Annotated in this window: 19 protein-coding genes and 1 tRNA gene; 9 read left to right on the top strand and 11 right to left on the bottom strand. The window is 36.0% G+C overall.

The window, feature by feature from the left end:
• On the bottom strand, nucleotides 1-186 hold a 186-nt coding region (locus tag MP477_RS17615; RefSeq protein ID WP_257191415.1), incomplete at its 3' end, for a hypothetical protein.
• A 481-nt stretch (nucleotides 187-667) separates the two neighbouring features.
• Here MP477_RS17615 and MP477_RS17610 point away from each other — a divergent pair.
• Complete coding sequence (locus MP477_RS17610; protein ID WP_257191414.1) at nucleotides 668-949, top strand: DUF3817 domain-containing protein; 282 nt, start codon at nucleotides 668-670, stop codon at nucleotides 947-949.
• A gap of 111 nt (nucleotides 950-1,060) precedes the next feature.
• Here the strand turns inward: MP477_RS17610 and MP477_RS17605 are convergent, their stop codons facing one another.
• Nucleotides 1,061-1,252 (bottom strand): cold-shock protein, encoded by a 192-nt coding sequence (locus MP477_RS17605; RefSeq protein ID WP_230038573.1) that lies wholly within the window; start codon nucleotides 1,250-1,252, stop codon nucleotides 1,061-1,063.
• Nucleotides 1,253-1,833: 581 nt separating this feature from the next.
• Here MP477_RS17605 and MP477_RS17600 point away from each other — a divergent pair.
• Entirely contained in the window at nucleotides 1,834-2,286 is a 453-nt protein-coding gene (locus MP477_RS17600; protein ID WP_257191413.1) for a hypothetical protein, read from the top strand.
• Nucleotides 2,287-2,295: 9 nt separating this feature from the next.
• Here MP477_RS17600 and MP477_RS17595 read toward each other — a convergent pair whose 3' ends face one another.
• Complete coding sequence (locus MP477_RS17595; RefSeq protein WP_230038568.1) at nucleotides 2,296-3,144, bottom strand: AraC family transcriptional regulator; 849 nt, start codon at nucleotides 3,142-3,144, stop codon at nucleotides 2,296-2,298.
• Nucleotides 3,145-3,232: 88 nt separating this feature from the next.
• Here MP477_RS17595 and MP477_RS17590 point away from each other — a divergent pair, with 88 nt between their 5' ends.
• The 4 genes from MP477_RS17590 (at nucleotide 3,233) to MP477_RS17575 (ending at nucleotide 6,574) form a co-directional block, all read left to right on the top strand.
• Nucleotides 3,233-4,420: an MFS transporter gene (locus MP477_RS17590; protein ID WP_257191412.1), complete on the top strand. Its 1,188-nt coding sequence runs from the start codon at nucleotides 3,233-3,235 to the stop codon at nucleotides 4,418-4,420.
• A 124-nt stretch (nucleotides 4,421-4,544) separates the two neighbouring features.
• Nucleotides 4,545-5,273 carry an NAD(P)-dependent oxidoreductase gene (locus tag MP477_RS17585; protein WP_257191411.1) on the top strand — a complete coding sequence of 243 codons (729 nt, stop codon included), beginning with the start codon at nucleotides 4,545-4,547 and terminating at the stop codon, nucleotides 5,271-5,273.
• A 460-nt stretch (nucleotides 5,274-5,733) separates the two neighbouring features.
• On the top strand, nucleotides 5,734-5,862 hold the full coding sequence (locus tag MP477_RS17580; protein ID WP_257191410.1) for a hypothetical protein: 129 nt from the start codon (nucleotides 5,734-5,736) through the stop codon (nucleotides 5,860-5,862).
• Between the two features lie 61 nt (nucleotides 5,863-5,923).
• Nucleotides 5,924-6,574 (top strand): DUF6624 domain-containing protein, encoded by a 651-nt coding sequence (locus MP477_RS17575; protein ID WP_257191409.1) that lies wholly within the window; start codon nucleotides 5,924-5,926, stop codon nucleotides 6,572-6,574.
• 60 nt (nucleotides 6,575-6,634) lie between these two features.
• On the opposite strand, the gene MP477_RS17570 is transcribed toward MP477_RS17575, so the two are convergent.
• Together MP477_RS17570 and MP477_RS17565 are read right to left on the bottom strand one after the other, a co-directional pair.
• Nucleotides 6,635-6,719, bottom strand: a tRNA-Ser gene (locus tag MP477_RS17570).
• A gap of 551 nt (nucleotides 6,720-7,270) precedes the next feature.
• A complete protein-coding gene (locus tag MP477_RS17565; protein ID WP_257191408.1) occupies nucleotides 7,271-8,041 on the bottom strand; it encodes a hypothetical protein in 771 nt (256 codons plus the stop codon).
• Nucleotides 8,042-8,216: 175 nt separating this feature from the next.
• Here MP477_RS17565 and MP477_RS17560 point away from each other — a divergent pair, with 175 nt between their 5' ends.
• Both MP477_RS17560 and MP477_RS17555 read left to right on the top strand, forming a co-directional pair.
• Nucleotides 8,217-9,134: a GNAT family N-acetyltransferase gene (locus MP477_RS17560; protein ID WP_257191407.1), complete on the top strand. Its 918-nt coding sequence runs from the start codon at nucleotides 8,217-8,219 to the stop codon at nucleotides 9,132-9,134.
• A gap of 404 nt (nucleotides 9,135-9,538) precedes the next feature.
• Nucleotides 9,539-9,877 (top strand): nuclear transport factor 2 family protein, encoded by a 339-nt coding sequence (locus MP477_RS17555; RefSeq protein WP_257191406.1) that lies wholly within the window; start codon nucleotides 9,539-9,541, stop codon nucleotides 9,875-9,877.
• A gap of 256 nt (nucleotides 9,878-10,133) precedes the next feature.
• Here MP477_RS17555 and MP477_RS17550 read toward each other — a convergent pair whose 3' ends face one another.
• From MP477_RS17550 to MP477_RS17530, 5 genes are all read right to left on the bottom strand, one after another.
• The gene (locus MP477_RS17550; RefSeq protein ID WP_257191405.1) at nucleotides 10,134-10,694 is read right to left on the bottom strand and encodes a DUF6624 domain-containing protein; all 561 of its coding nucleotides are present in this window, start codon (nucleotides 10,692-10,694) and stop codon (nucleotides 10,134-10,136) included.
• A 3-nt stretch (nucleotides 10,695-10,697) separates the two neighbouring features.
• Nucleotides 10,698-11,123 carry a GNAT family N-acetyltransferase gene (locus MP477_RS17545; RefSeq protein ID WP_257191404.1) on the bottom strand — a complete coding sequence of 142 codons (426 nt, stop codon included), beginning with the start codon at nucleotides 11,121-11,123 and terminating at the stop codon, nucleotides 10,698-10,700.
• Between the two features lie 56 nt (nucleotides 11,124-11,179).
• A complete protein-coding gene (locus tag MP477_RS17540; RefSeq protein WP_257191403.1) occupies nucleotides 11,180-11,758 on the bottom strand; it encodes an AAA family ATPase in 579 nt (192 codons plus the stop codon).
• A gap of 60 nt (nucleotides 11,759-11,818) precedes the next feature.
• Entirely contained in the window at nucleotides 11,819-12,814 is a 996-nt protein-coding gene (locus MP477_RS17535; RefSeq protein ID WP_257191402.1) for an MsnO8 family LLM class oxidoreductase, read from the bottom strand.
• A gap of 76 nt (nucleotides 12,815-12,890) precedes the next feature.
• Nucleotides 12,891-13,286 (bottom strand): helix-turn-helix domain-containing protein, encoded by a 396-nt coding sequence (locus MP477_RS17530; protein WP_230038530.1) that lies wholly within the window; start codon nucleotides 13,284-13,286, stop codon nucleotides 12,891-12,893.
• Nucleotides 13,287-13,388: 102 nt separating this feature from the next.
• Here MP477_RS17530 and MP477_RS17525 point away from each other — a divergent pair, with 102 nt between their 5' ends.
• Nucleotides 13,389-14,531, top strand: a complete 1,143-nt coding sequence (locus MP477_RS17525; protein ID WP_257191401.1) for an MFS transporter — start codon at nucleotides 13,389-13,391, stop codon at nucleotides 14,529-14,531.
• Between the two features lie 169 nt (nucleotides 14,532-14,700).
• On the opposite strand, the gene putP is transcribed toward MP477_RS17525, so the two are convergent.
• Nucleotides 14,701-16,197: a sodium/proline symporter PutP gene (putP, locus tag MP477_RS17520; RefSeq protein WP_257191400.1), complete on the bottom strand. Its 1,497-nt coding sequence runs from the start codon at nucleotides 16,195-16,197 to the stop codon at nucleotides 14,701-14,703.
• Nucleotides 16,198-16,249: the final 52 nt, after the last annotated feature.

Raw genomic sequence — 16,249 nt, 5'->3', positions numbered from 1 at the left:
CTTTGTTTTTTTGTACTTTTTGCGTAGATCGGGATTCTGCTCATAAAGCCACAGGTATTCCCCGTCGATCCATTGTTTCTCGGTGATCTCCTGCAATTGCTCGGCATTGGGATTTTTAAGTGTTGGGAACGGGTACCTGAACTGATTGCGAAGCAGTTCAAGGGTGTTAAAATTTTCATTGCTCATGATTTTATGTTTTAATGGTTCTTTTTTCAGAGAATGTATAGTTTTTTACATATAGCAAACTATATTGGAATCACTATCAAACTAATTACCAACCAGATACAATCATGAATAACGTGAACTAATATATATAAATTTATTATTATTATACTATTAAAATGTTATTTTTATTAAAAATAAACACAAAACAAGACTGAAAGCCTATCTATTTATTATAACTCAAATTATCAGCTGCAGAATTTCCATTATTTTGAGAGCCAAAAAATACTTACAAGAGTACAAAACAAGTGTAATCAATAAATTTTATATATTTTTTTACCTATTTTAACAGTATGACTTGCCACTGATATAAACCCCAGATATAGTATTTGACTGTTTTTACCATAGAAAACGGTAAAGTTTTGAGATTTAAATCTTTGTTGTATATTCCACAGGAATAAGTTATTATTGTTTAAAAATAATCTTTTTCTAAATAATTGTTTGGATGATTACTATATATCGTAAAATAGCGTTGCTTGAAGGGATTTCTTACCTGATTTTACTGTTCATTGCAATGCCTTTAAAATACATTCTTAATATAACGGAAGGTGTAAAATACTTTGGATGGATCCATGGGATGCTGTTCCTTATATTCTTGGTAGTTCTTATATTAGCCTCAATAAAATACAGATGGAGCCTTAAAAGAATTACAATCTATTTAATTGCTTCAATATTACCTTTTGCCCCTTTTATATTAGATAAAAATCTGAAAAAAGAATATTCATAACTGAAGATTAAGGTCTGTAATTTCATGCGAAAACATACGAAAAAAGCAGATAACATAAATGCTATCTGCTTTTTTTTAACATTGAGAAAGTTTTGAGGCTTTCTACTGAATTTATACTACTCGAACATTAACTGCGTTAATGCCTTTTTTACCGTTTTCTAAATCGAATGTTACAGTGTCGTTTTCGCGTATCTCATTAATTAAACCTGATGTATGTACGAAAACATCTTGACCTCCATTTGATGGTGTAATAAAACCAAAACCTTTGGCGTCATTAAAGAATTTTACTGTTCCTTGTTGCATTATATTATAAAATTATGTATTTATTAAATTTTTTGGCATTTGCCATTACTTTACTGATAACCATACCTTTAAAGCAATTAATCAATCTGTAAACAAAAATGAAGTTGGTATTTTTAGCGTATTGAAAAAATATTCAATTTGGAAAAGAAACTTACCTGATATATTGATGACAAAAATAGCGGCTGAAAAAGCGAAGACTGGCAAAAAGAGTAACCTCAAAATATCAGAAGAAGCATTGGCAGGAGCCTGATTATTTTACAAATGTAAGCATAAATTATTGAAAAACAAAATCTTTGGTGTTTTTTATACCTGGACAGCATAAAAGAATTGTCCGGGATCTGGCAAAACCGCATAGTCAGCATTTTCTTCATACTCCCAATTTTCCCTTTTTGTAGCACTTATGCTTAATAGTCGCCCTATTTCTTCTTTCTGATTTTCAGCATGATATTTTCTTGATTTATGTGAATTGGTTGCTTCAACGTTAACTGTCTTTTTTTTATCTTGCTCTAAAATTAAAATGGCCAGAATCTTAGTAACCTCAGCATTGGGTTATATAAACATAGTCAACAAAATACAATAAAATGACAAGGAAATTAGGAATAAAATTAAATGGCGATATTGAACTGGATGATTTTACGATTACCGGGCTAATCAAGATCACAGAATTGCCGGAATACTTCACTGCCACAGAATCAACACCGCTTCAGGTACTCGGCAAGAAGATACAGGTACAGTTTAGCAATGCTGAAATAGAACTGACTGACAGTTCCCCCCATTTATCTTTAAGGTTTGAAGATGGTATTCTGGTTTCTATATTTATTACAGTTAAGGAATTGGACAATCAATATAAAAATGCAGAAGATTTTTATATCAAATCCGGAGAAAGGCGGTCTCAATACAAAAGATGGCTTAACCGCCATATTTCTTTTAATATAAAGGATTTTGCTGCAGGATCAATTGGTGTTGGAGAAGACAAAAGTAATACTGTATTCATTTACCTCCACACCAAGAACAATAATTGGGCTACTATATAGGAAACCAGATTATTCAACCATTGATGTAAGCTTTTTCGTCTTTTTGAATTCCGTCAGGCTCATATTATGTTGCTTTTTAAAAAACTTATTCAGGTGACTTTCATCTGAAAAACCAAACTCGGTTACAATTTCATTCACCCGCATATCACTGAAAAGAAGTCGATGCTCGATCAATCTCATTTTATAATTCAATATAAAATGCTGTACGGTTTCTCCACATTGTTTTTTAAAATAACTTCCAAGATAGCTTTCAGAAAAACCAAATTTCTGAGATATCGCAGAGACCTTCAGCAATGCCGGATCATGGATGTTACCCTGGATATAATTGATGATATCCAGTACTCTTTTATCAGTATTGGAAGCCACGTTCTCCGCTCTCATCTTTGAAATATTTCTGGCGGCTATTACAATCAATGCATTCACATAATGTAATGTCAGTTCCTCATGATAGAGGTCAGGATGCTCCAGACCATGGAGCAGCGAGGTTACAATGGAATCAACCAAGACGATGTCGGGCTTATTTTGCAAAATACATCCAGACAGAAAAGAAGCCCCATACAATAAACATTCCATAGAATTAATACTGTTCCACTTATATTCCTTTACATAGCGTTCACTAAACTTCACGAGCAAAAGATCAGTTTTTTCAACAATTTCCAGATAGTGCAGATCATTAGGTGTCAGGAGAATAAGACTTCCTTCACTGTAAGAAGCCATATTATTATTGATCTTAAGGAACCCTTTTCCTGAAATGACATATACAATCTGAAAAAAGGAAAATTGACTGTCTTTTAAAGGACAGTTTGCGGCCTGATGGTATTCTACCTTTACCAATTGATCTATATTCTCTCTTTTCATGCGGTAAAAATACCCATTTATCATTAAAATATACTGATTTTTTACAATTTTTCTGTTCAAATTTGCTACATCAAAATTATAAGCATTCATGAAAACATCAATCTATGTTCTGGCGCTGGGAGCTTTCGGCATTATTACCACTGAATTCGGGATAGTTGGTATCCTACCCACTATTAGCCGGCAGTTCGGTGTATCAATAGATACGGCAGGATGGCTGCTTAGCGCCTTTGCCATAACTGTAGCTGTTTCTTCCCCCTTTATCACTTCATTTACAACCAAAATAAACCGGAAGTTCTTGCTGTGTCTGGTCATGAGCATATTTGTTCTTTCTAACTTAATCTCTGCATTTTCCACCAATTTCACGACACTCATGATTGCCAGGATATTACCGGCGGTACTGCATCCTTTATTCTGGAATATTTCTATAGCCATTGCATTCAAGGAAAAAGGAGCAAAAGGGGTGTCTACCGTAATGTTGGGATTAAGCTTAGCTACAGTGCTCGGAATTCCCTTAACAACCTATGCTGTAGACCTCTTCCATCATTGGCAGGCATCATTTTTCCTCAGCAGTGCAATAAGTTTAATTGCTTTTATTGGCCTTTTAGTATTCATCCCCTCTCTTCCTGCAGATAACACAAGATCCACTCAGAATCAGCTAGCCGTATTGAAAAGCCCTCTTTTATGGCTCAACCTGATTTCCAGCATTGCCACGCTGGCGGCAATGTTTGCCAGCTATACCTACCTTACTGCCTTTCTTGAACAGGTTACAAAGATGGATGGTGCCCAGATCAGTATGATGCTCCTCCTTTTCGGTGGTATGGGAACGCTGGGGAACTGGCTTATGGGAATTGCATTGAACCGCAATGTACTTATGACTGCAAGACTATTTTTAATCCTTCTAGTAACAGTACAGATTCTTGCCTATTACCTTGGAGGAATTTTTACTCCTATGGTCATCATTGTTTCCTTTTGGGGAATGATCCATACCGGTGGTTTCCTGGTTTCAAATATCCGGACCACACAGTCTGTTCCGCATCATGCACTGGAGTTTGTTAACAGCTTATTGACTTCATCTTTTAACATTGGAATTTCCTTAGGTGCATTTCTCGGCGGGATAGTGAGTGCCTATTACGGAGTTCAGCATGTTTTATGGGTGAGTGTTTTATTGTTGACACTAACATTTATTCTGAGCTTTGTAACCTTTCCGAAAAATAGTACAGAAAATGAAGAGGCAAGACAATTGAAACATGCAGCACCTGCATGTGAACACAGTTAATTATTTTGTAACAACGAATTACTTTCAATAGAAAATAACTTTTGCACTGGCAGGAGTTTCCCGTCAGCAACAATGCAGCTGGAACTATCAATATTTTAAATTCTATATATATAAACAAATACTCATGCGCAACAAAATATTAATTACCGGAGGCTCCGGAAAAATTGGAAGCCACTTTATCAAATCTTTTTCAGCTCAATATGAATTGAGAGTTTTTGACCTTCATCTTCCCAAGGTTCAGGATGCATCCGTTGAATATTTTCAGGGAAATCTTACGGATAAGGAATATCTCATGCAGGCTTGTAAAAATGTGGACATTGTTATTCATCTGGGTGGTATTGCCAGTCCCGATGCTACATTTGATGATTTACTGGACGCCAATATCATTGGAACAAAGAATGTCATTGATGCAGCCATTGCAGCCGGTTGTAAAAAAATTATTTATGCAAGCAGTGCACAAACAATAGAAGGCTATCCAAAAGATGTTCAACTTAATCCCGAGATGCCTGTAAAGCCCGGAAACTTATACGGTGTTTCCAAATGTTTTGGAGAAGCTCTCCTTTCCTACCATTGTTTTAGCAGCGATTTAAACGCGATATGTCTTAGGATCGGAGCCTATGAATTTCCGGAAGATTTCACAGAAATGAACGCCCGGGACTTAAGTGCCTATCTGCATCCCGATGATCTAAATCAGCTCCTGCATCTGTGCATTGAATCTAAAAATATAAAATTTGAAATAGTAAATGCCATTTCTAATAATACATACAAGCGACTTGACATTCAGAAGACCAAACTTCTAACGGGTTATGATCCCCAGTATAATTCTTTTGATCTGTTTAAGCTTAAAAAGTAAATTAAGATCTGTTTGAAAAGCATTAATAATGGGCAGCAAAGTTGACCATCACAATTACACACTGAAATTCAATAATTTACAAAAGTTTGCGTGGCACTTTTCTGAATACTAAAAGTGTCACTACCTTTTGGAGCGTTTTCATTTTACTTGATACATTGGAAAGATAAATTCGCGTTTAAAGTCATCGTTTTCATTATATAAGAATTCTTCGATTATGATTGATTTTTCACTTTTTACAGTTTGGATAAAAATTTTTGCCTATAATTCTTGTCTTCGTAAAAAAATGGCAATAGACAAAGAAGACAATATAAAAAACTGTCCATCAATGCCATAAACCTTTGGCAATATAAAAGATACAACTTTAGAAACAACTCTGCAACATCCGGATTTTAAGAAGTACTGGAATCTTACCAAAGATAAAATAGAAGTTTGTAAGGACTGTGAATTTCGCTATATCTGTATGGATTGTAGAGCTTATACTGAGCTTACTGATGGACTCGATATTTCCCAACCATTGAAATCCGGCTATGATCCCTATACCGGAGAATGGATGAGTGGAGTAAAAATCCAGTTAAACAAAAAGCAATAAAATATTACGGTTTATCAGAATTGGTGGAAAAATAAAAATTATATTTATTAAAAAAACAGATATGTATAAAAGAATGATTGCTATTTCCCTTTTATTAACCATCTTAAGTTGTAAAAATACATTGTCGGTCACTGAAAAAAGAGATTTAGTAAATGAAATAGATGCAATGGGGAAAATAGATCAGGTTGCAGCATATATTCCCCAAGGAAAATATGCCAACTATTCTCGTGAAAAATGGAATACATTTAAGGATAGTGTGATGGCAGATAACACGAAAAAAGCAGAGCTACTTTATAAAAAATATGGGTATTTGGGATTTGATAAGGTAGGAGAAAAGGGAGAAACGCAATTTTGGGCAATTGTACAACACTCTGATAAATCTGTTGACTTTCAAAATAAGGTTTTGAAATCCTTAAAAAAAGAAGTTAGCAAAAAAAATGCGAGTCCAGACAATTATGCTCTTTTATATGATAGAATTAAGATCAATAATGGAGAAAAACAATTATTTGGCACTCAGCTAGAATATAAAAAAAATGGACAGGCTATACCTAAAAAAGGGTTGATTGATACTGTTAATGTTGATAACTGGAGAGCAAAATATAATCTTGAACCTTTGAAGAAATATTTAAACTTCATGACAGAAAGGAATTTCAATATGAATAAAAATATTTTAATAAAGGAAGGTATTACAGAACCTGTATTTTACAAATAATATATAAATCGTGAAAAATAAATAAAAAAGCCTTAGAATAAATTTCTAAGGCTTTTCTTGCGGAGAGAGAGGGATTCGAACCCCCGGACCTGTTACAGTCAATAGTTTTCAAGACTATCGCAATCGACCACTCTGCCATCTCTCCTTAAACTCCGATACTATCGTTGTTTTCAGTGGTGCAAATATAGAAAGTTTTTTAATACTGGCAAAATATTTTTCAACAAAAATTAATATTTTCTAAGGCTTACTTTTTTTCCTCCTAAACACAGGGCTTTTCAGGCAATCAACTTATTTAAGATTATGACAAAGCGGCAACCTATGCTTAAGAAACCATTGATGAAGCAATATCAGGCCACACCGCCCTTTATTACAGTACATTGGCAGGAATTTATGAAGCTAAAAATCAATTCAATAATGCATTAATGGCTATAAAAAAGGATTAACATTTAAAGCTGGCAATAGGATTTACTATCGGCTGGGCCTTCTCTACGACCACAGCCTTAAACAACTCAAAAATGCTGTAGCCAATTATAATTTATACCTTAAAAACAAACCGGAACAGAAGAAAGAAAAGGAACAAATAACCTGCAAAGACAAGGATTGGTGTTTTAACAAGTGTTAAATAGGAGCATTCAAAAATTTTTTATCCTTAAAAAGCCTGTACCTCTATCCTATGCCGGTTTTTTTAAATTATTCTTATTCAGCAGATGAAAGCTCAAGATCATCAAAGTTTTTAATTTTCGAAAGCCTGAGTAATTTTGGCATTGTAACGGTTGTCCAGGTACTTTCGAAGACTTCATCTCCACTTTCTGCATTTTCATTGGTATTAACTTTTGTCAGTTTCTTTTTTGTGGAGAAATTAATACTGGTTGTACTATTGACCACAGGACCTGTATTCGAGCTGTCTTCATAGCCGATCAATTCAAAATCTGAATTCTGAAATCTGAAAATATACTTCCAATAGCCATATCTGCCATGGGCATAATGAATATGTAAATTTCCTTTTTCAGCATACACCATTAGTTCCGGGGCATAATACGCGCCACCTTCTTCATTTTCTGATGAAAAACAATCATTGTTTTTTGATGCTAATTCGTAACCGCTTTTTGTTTTGAAGAGGACAATGATACCGCGGCGGTTCCTGTCCAGTTTTCCCCGGTGTTCATCAGTAATAATATGGTCTTTGTCAATTTTTTTAATGATGAGAATACAGTCTTCTACCCCATCTTTATTGAGATCTCCATAGGTTTTTTCAAAAACACTAAATCCTTTGGGCACAAATTCAGCAGGTTCTTTCCGGGTATCTGTAACAGGAACAGCCGGTGCCGATTTTGTTAGTGTAACTTCCTGCTTACTGTTACCGGGACGATTTTGTTTCTTACCAGATTCAGAACAGCCGCAAACCGTCACCACTGCAATGATTGATAACCATTTATAATTTAAAAAATGAGGGATTATTGTATTCATAGTTATTGTTTATTCGTTATTTTAAAATGTCAATTCTGACAAAATATTGTTTTAGTTAAAAATAAATGTCAAAGTAGTATTTCACAGCACATATTTACAATTTTTTGTAATTTAAAGCCAATTAAATTTTGGAAGTCATCATGACGATAATTTATAAAAAACAGTATTACAGAAAATGAAGACAGAAAACGTTTCCATCAGCCATAAAAATTATACGTTATATACACAATATCAAAATAATGAAAAACTGCGGCTGGAATTTAACAGGCTAACGCAAAAAGTCTGGGAGTTTGATTTTGAAAACTATTATCAGTCCGGATATTGGGATGACAACTGTATTTTATACTCTCTATTTGATGGAGACACCATTGCTTCCCATACCACTGTAAGTTTATTTACCGGAAATAGTACAGGAGAAACAAAAACTTTAATACAGCTCGGAACAGTAATGACTGATGCAGATTATCAGAAGCAAGGCTTGAGCCGTTTTTTAATGGAACGTATTCTCAATGATTTTAAAGGAAAGAATGATGGAATATTCCTGTTTGCCAACGAAACGGTACTTGATTTTTATCCTAAGTTCGGATTTGTTCCAGTACAGGAATTTGAGGCTTTTCAGCATATTAAAAACTTAAATCCTGGAGAAAGATCTGATAAAAGGAAATTAAATCTTGACCAGGAAGCAGATCTGAAATTATTTGAAAATATGGTAGAAAATGCTGTTCCGAACACCATTTTTCAAACAAAAAACAAGGGGCTCTCTTTTTTTTACTGCTATGCTAATCCTGAATTGGGTTACAGGGATTCTATTTACTTCATTGAAGATCTGAACTGTGCTGTTGTGGTAGAAAATGAAGAACAAACACTGCATATTTTAGAGGTTTTCAGCCCCAGTACCATAGATATCACCCGCGTTATTGCTTCTTTTACGGATATTCCATTCGATGAAGTTGTATTAGGGTTCACACCGGAGCAGAATAATTTTAATTACCGAAAATGGAAAGATGATGATTTACAGCTTTTTGTAACTGAAGAATTAGAGCCTTTTTTTAAGAAGCAGCAACTTATTGTACCTGTATTATCACACACTTAAAAAACAGATTATGAAGCAGAATATTTATGATAATCCTGAATTCTTCACAGGCTATAAGGCACTCCGTGATAGGGATAAAGTCTTAAAATGAACTATTGGAACAACCGGTAATGAAAAGATTACTGCTTCCTGTTCAAAATAAAACAATTCTTGATATGGGCTGTGGTCTGGGCCATCACTATTGTCAATACTCTTTTTAACTGCAGGATTTATATTAAAAAATCTGGAGCCAAGCCCGGACAAAGAATTACTGAATTTACGTCCTGATTTCCTACAGCATGCACACCGCCCTCCTATTGTTATAATCAACTGTCAAAAAGTATAAATACAGGAACTTTTGTGATTATAGTCACAAGTAAGACCATTACTAATCCCTTAATTTTGTCTTCAGTAAAACAATAGATATGGACAATAAAACCACAAACACAGCAGAACAATTTATCCAGTATTTAAATGACAAAAACTTTGATAAAGCAGAAAGCTGTCTCGATCCGGAATTTAAATTCATCGGAGTAATGGGAAGCCGCGATAATGCTTCAGTTTACATCAAAGATATGAGACAGATGAAGTTTAAATATAAGATTCTTCAGACATTTACAGCCGGTGAAGATGTATGTTTCTGGTACCAGATCACTATGGGAGAAAAAACAATACTGGCATCCGGATGGTATGAGATCAGAGATGAAAAGATCCAGTCATTACAGGTTCTTTTTGATCCCAGACCATTATTAAATGATCAATAACATCATCTGATTCATGGGCTCAGCATAAATACAACAGCATCTATACAGGTTTATGGATGTTTTTTGTTACGTCAGGAATCACCATCTATGCTTATCTTTAACCGTAAGATAATTCCGGGAAATAAGGAAATTGAAAATGAGAAATTCCGGAATTAAGAATTCCCTGATGAACAGAATTTCAAAGATTTTATTTGAATGATATTTCTGTTCATTTTTAAGAGCAGAATCTGGGACCATTACGCTATACTTTATCCTTTTATATCCAGCCTACCTTTTCTCTCCATAGGGTATAGTCTTTTTCTCTGGCATCCATTTCGGGGATATGTTCACAACCGGGAATACGGTTGATCTCTTCTAGGGATAATGGTGGCAGGCCCACCTTGAGCCGTTCTTCATTTATGTTCTCTTTATTTTCTACAGGATATAATTTTCTTTCAGGAATAAGCTGGGTTCCATACCGTTGCGGCTTACTTTGAAACACCTGAATCCGGTCATACAGATAGGCTTTATTTTTGGGGTTAACATCATTACTGTTCTCATCCATCATGATATAGCAGTCTTTCATAAATGCAGGCTCCCCTATAGAATGCTGGATAATCAGCCAGGCTGCATCACTTGCTTCCTCTCCTACTTTTGAGATCGTTGGAAAGCCAATTTCCTGGATGATTTCTCTAAGACGTTTTGCATTAGTTTGATGAACGGCTTCCATTTCAGGGTGATAGCCTCCTGACAACTCTCCTTTGGCTACCAGCTTTTCCCTTACGGACAAATCATGATTGGCAAGTTCGATGAGCTCTTCTGAGAATTTATACTCCATTATTTAAAGTTTTTTGATCAGGTATTTAGGTGATTCTGTATAGCCTTGCCTGTAATAAAACCGATGTGCTTTTTCTCTATTGAAATTACAATGCACCTCTATTCTATCGCAGTTTTTCTCCCGGGCTACTTTCTCACAGTATTCTTCCAAAAGCTTTCCTATCCCTGAACTCCTGTAGTTTTCATCTACCGAAAAATAACTGATCCTTGCAAAATCTCCTTTAAGAGCAATCTGCGGAATAATATGGACAGAAATAAAAGCAACAACCCTGCCTTCTGAATTTTCTGCAACGCTAAGATATTCGTTAGGGTCGTTTAAAAGTTTTTTTATTTTTTGAGAAAGAAATTCTTCTGTATCAGAGTATCCCAATTGATCCAGCAGGGCTATAACAAATTTCTGATCTTCGTCTTTCATTCTTCTGATATTCATAGCTTTATTGTTTTAAAAGGAGACTCAATGACCCGATCAAGTTACAAAATAATAGTCTACAAAATCACTGAATCAGAATTATCTATCCCAATTTTTTCAAGAATAAACTGAAGTCTCCGCTGTAGTGTATCTTTAGGAACCTCTATTAAATGATACCCAAATTCCAGATAGGTTTCCTTTATACAATTAAAGGTAAGTATCGCTTCTTCAGGAGTCTGCTTCCTTTCCGGATCGTTCTCATAAATCTCATCCCAGGGTGGAAGAATAAAAACATTTTTATGATAAACCATTGCGCTGGCTTGTATTTTCATCTCTTCCGGAACACGGATATTTTCCGTTTTGAGATAGCCGATTGTATCTAATATTCCCCGGTCAAAGAAAGCCGTTTTCAAATCGGGAATCCGGCTTATTTCCTGATAGGCTGCTACAGAAGCATCAAACATCAGTTTGGCAAAAAGATTTTTGTTTATCCAGGGTAAGCCTTCACCGTTCATACTAAGCTGTTCTTTAATCACTCTCCGTCCTTCTTCAGGAACCGTGATACAGCCGTTTCTGCCCAGTTCATTAAGCAGCGTGGTTTTACCTGATCCCGGACCGCCGGTAATAATATATAATGCTGGAGTGTCTTTTTCCATCTTTATTTCATAGGGTTAATGATTGGAATACATACATTTCCATATGAAACGGAAATGCAGCTATTTATTATTTTTAATAATGTTCTGGTAGGTACTGATCCGGTCTTCTTCCCGGTACATATTACTTAGAACAAGAATATTATCTGTATTGTATTTTTCAGCAATATGCTCTAATCTTGCTGATATCGACTGAGAAGTCTCTATCACCATCCGGTCTAAAATTCTAAAAAACTCTTTTTCATCCTGAGTTCCCAGGACTTTTTGTTCTACAATTTCAGGCGGAAAAAGGGCCTCCGGACTGACCAATTGTCTTGACTGCAAAAACTGATAAGCCATCCCATATGCGTTACGTGTGGCTTTTTCAATAGTTTCTGCCACAGAAGCAGCTACCGTAACCTGCAATGAAGGGCTGGAAGTATATTGAGTCCGGTCAAATTTCTGAAGATAAGCCTCTGTATTTTCTTTTCCGTTTTCACTGTTCATAAAGGCAGCAAAAGAATATCCTATTCCGTGTTTTGCTGCTTCAATGGCTGATGTCATTCCGGAACCCAGCCAAATAATTTCAGGAAGGTGCTGTAGATGTGTAGGCTGTGCAATAAGGCTTTCATAAACTCCTTTTTCTTCTTTGATAAGTTGAATGATCTCCTGAAGTTTCGTTTCCATATTGGATAAAACTACAGGTTTATGATTATTTAAGGCCATCACCGCATCTTTCAGTCCTCCGGGAGCTTTCCCCAATCCGAGGATAAAGCGCCCTGGATATATGCTTCCCAATAGTTTCGTCCATTCTGCTATTTTATAAGCTGAATAGTTTCTCATCATAATTCCGGCTGTTCCTACTTTTATCCTTTTTGTTTTACTCAGGATAATAGCCGCTAAAAGCTCAGGGCTTGAGCTGCCATATGCTTCTACACCATGATGTTCTGCATACATTACACTATGGAATCCTGTTTCTTCAGCTAATAAAGCGAGATTAATACTGTTGGTCAATGCCGATGATGCGTTACCACCCATTGACGTAGGTGACTGATCTAATATCCCCAGTTTTAATTTCATACTATTGAATCAGATTTTTTATCCATTCATGTGAAGATAAGAAAAAAGAGAGTTTGATATATATTGAGTTTTAAAATTATTTGCCTCGTATGCCATCTTTCTCACTGAGACTCTTTCCTTCTTTGGGAGGAAAGGTTATTCCTTCTTCTTTGATAAGATCATATCCGAACATCATAATGGTTTCAATAACCGGAATCGCTTTCTTTCCTTTTTCGGTAAGGCTGTACTCTACTTTCGGAGGAACTACCGGAAATACTTCACGATGAATCATGTCTTTGGCTTCCAGCTCCCGAAGCTGGCTGGTCAGCATCTTATCCGTGATATGGGGAATATCTTTTTTAAGCTCACTGAAACGAAGTGGTTTTTCCTGCAGTCTCCATAAAATGGGCATTTTCCAGGTTCCTCCAATATGGCTTAACGCAAACTCAATAGGCGTATAATACAGTCTTTTATCATGAAAAAATTCAGGCATAATAATAGTTTTTACAGTTACCCTTTCATAAAGGTGAGTATAGAACTAAAAGGTAAGTATATAGTTTTCTGATAGTCCATTTTGCAAATTTGCACAAAAAATATGAAATCAAAAAGAAATCTTTATGTCCTTGCTTTAGGTGTTTTTGGGATTACCACCACAGAATTTGGGGTCATCGGGATATTACCTGAAATAGCTTCTGCATTTCACGTCCCGATTGACAAAGCAGGATGGCTGTTAAGTGTTTTCGCATTGATTGTGGCGGTTTTCGGGCCTTTTATGATCATTCTCTTTTCATCTTTCAGAAGAAAACCTTTGCTGGTTAGTTCTCTGTTTATTTTTGCTGCAGCTAATGTTTTATCAGCTTATATTACCAATTTCTGTATACTGCTGGCTGTCAGAATGATTCCTGCATTTTTCCATCCGGTATATTGGTCTATTTCGTTATCTGTTGCTGAAAAAACTTCCGCTCCCGAAAACAAATCAAAGGCAGTCGGTATTATTTTTTCCGGGCTCACCTTGGCAACAGTGCTTGGGGTCCCGCTAGCCACTTTAATGTCTGACCTGATCTCCTGGCAAGCCTCTTTTTTTCTGACTGCTTTCATTAATATATTGGCGCTGGCAGGCGTTCAGTTATTTTTACCCTCTATTCAGAATACTTCAGGATCATCAACAGGACTTAGCTTTAAAACACTTAATAATATCCCTTTATGGACCAGCCTTTTTCTTGCATTTTTTACCATAATGGCAATGTATTCTACGTATGGATATATGGCTGATTTTTTAAAGAATATTACCCTAATGAATGGCAGACAGATCAGTATAATGTTTTTCCTGTTTGGAACCGTAGGAATTGCAGGAAATAAAATGGCAGGAAAATACATGTCCCGGTTTCCTTTTGAAACTACCCTTATTTTTTTAATCCTATTATTGGGTATTCATCTATTGATTTTTTATTACGGAGTTTTTTTTATTCCTATGATTGGAATCATCGCATTTTGGGGGTTGATTCATTCGGGAGGTTTTCTGATCAGTAATATCAATGTTACTTCCTCCACTTCCGGTTCTCCTGAATTTATCAACAGTATTTTTACGTCCTGTGGTAATTTTGCCGTAACAGCAGGAACTTTACTGGGAGGATTCTGGATTTCCCATTATGGTATTGGAAGTATTGTATGGCCAAGCATTATATGCATCACATTAGCATTCTGCATATTGCTTTTAAAGAAGAAGCTGACAGAATAAGCCAGATCTACCCCTTTCAAGGCTGATATTTTAAGATTTGGGTGTATTATTTGTGGTAGAAAAAGAATGGGTTTAATCTTTTTTGCAGACCTGAGGTTCTTTAATGTATACAACAAACCCCTGCTGTCCGCAAGGGTTTGTTTTTTATGTTGTATATCGGTTGGAAATATTAATCCTTCATTATTTTATTCATCTCATCAAATTCATTCTCAATCACTGTATCATGCTTGTAGGTCAGTAAAGAAACAATAATATTGGTAAGTAATGAAAGCGTAAAACCGGGAATCATTTCGTACCAGTCTTTAAACGGATGCTGAAAATAGACCCATGCCAGTACTGTTACTCCTCCTGCCAGCATCCCGGCAAAGCCTCCCTGCCAGGTTGTTTTCTTCCATAAAAGAGACAGAAGGATCAGAGGACCGAATGCGGAACCAAAACCTGCCCAGGCATTTCCTACCAGGTTAAGAATGCTGTCTTTAGGATCCAATGATAAAAGAACGGCAATAACAGCAACCAACAACACGGAAACCCTGCTGGTAATCAATAGTTGTTTGGGTGTTGCCTTTTTGTTCAGAAAAGCTTTATAAATATCTTCCGTTAATGAACTGGAGGTTACCAGCAGTTGCGAAGAAATAGTGCTCATTACAGCTGCCAGAATAGCCGTAAGCAGGAATCCTGCAATAAACGGATGGAATAATATGCGGGAGAAATAAATAAAAATAGTCTCCGCTTCTGTCTTTGACCCATCAAATTTCATCATCGTTGCAATATCGAATTTTTGCAGGTAAGCGATCCCAACCAAACCTATGGCTAAAGCACCGGCCACGGTAAAAATCATCCATGTAATCCCTATTCTTCTTGCCTTGATCAAATCTTTAGGTTTATCTATCGCCATGAAACGTACCAAAATATGTGGCTGCCCACAGTACCCAAGTCCCCAGGCTAATAAAGATACTATACTTATTGTGGTAGTGCCCTGGAATAAATCCAGATATTTAGGATCTTTCGCTTTAATAAGTGAAAATGTTTCCTGAAAGCTCCCGATTTCAGAAATCGCTACAATCGGTACAATAACCAGGGCTAACACCATAATCGTCCCTTGTACAAAATCGGTAAGACTTACCGCCAGGAATCCTCCTAAAAAGGTATATAAGACAACAACTAAGCTCGTTACCAGTAATCCTACAGTGTAATCCATTCCAAAAGCCGATTCAAACAGTTTTCCTCCGGAAACCATCCCCGCTGAAGTGTAGAGTGTAAAAAATACAAGAATAAAAATAGAGGAAGTGATCTTCAGAAGGTGGTTTTTATTTTTAAACCTGTTTTCGAAAAACACGGGTATTGTAATGGCATTCTGAGCTACCTCGGTATAAATCCTGAGCCTTGGTGCTACAATGATGTAGTTGAGATAAGCCCCAATCGTTAAACCTATCGCAATCCATGAACTGGAAATTCCGGATAAATACATAGCACCGGGAACTCCCATCAGCAGCCAGCCGCTCATATCAGCCGCTCCGGCAGACAGGGCTGTAACGGCTGCGCCCATTTTTCTTCCTCCAATTAAAAACTCCTCTGAATTACTGGTTGATTTTCTATAAGAATAGATGCCTATACCTATCATCAATAACAGATACAACCCCACAGAAATCCCTTCATATACTTGCATATCATTTTTTTTATGAAGCCGAAGATAGTTATTTTTTGAAAAACGGAGGTTT

This window comes from Chryseobacterium sp. WG23, from assembly GCF_024586575.1.
GTDB lineage: Bacteria > Bacteroidota > Bacteroidia > Flavobacteriales > Weeksellaceae > Chryseobacterium.
The sequence above is the reverse complement of the archived record's forward strand: the minus strand, read 5'-3'. Positions and strand labels throughout refer to the sequence as shown.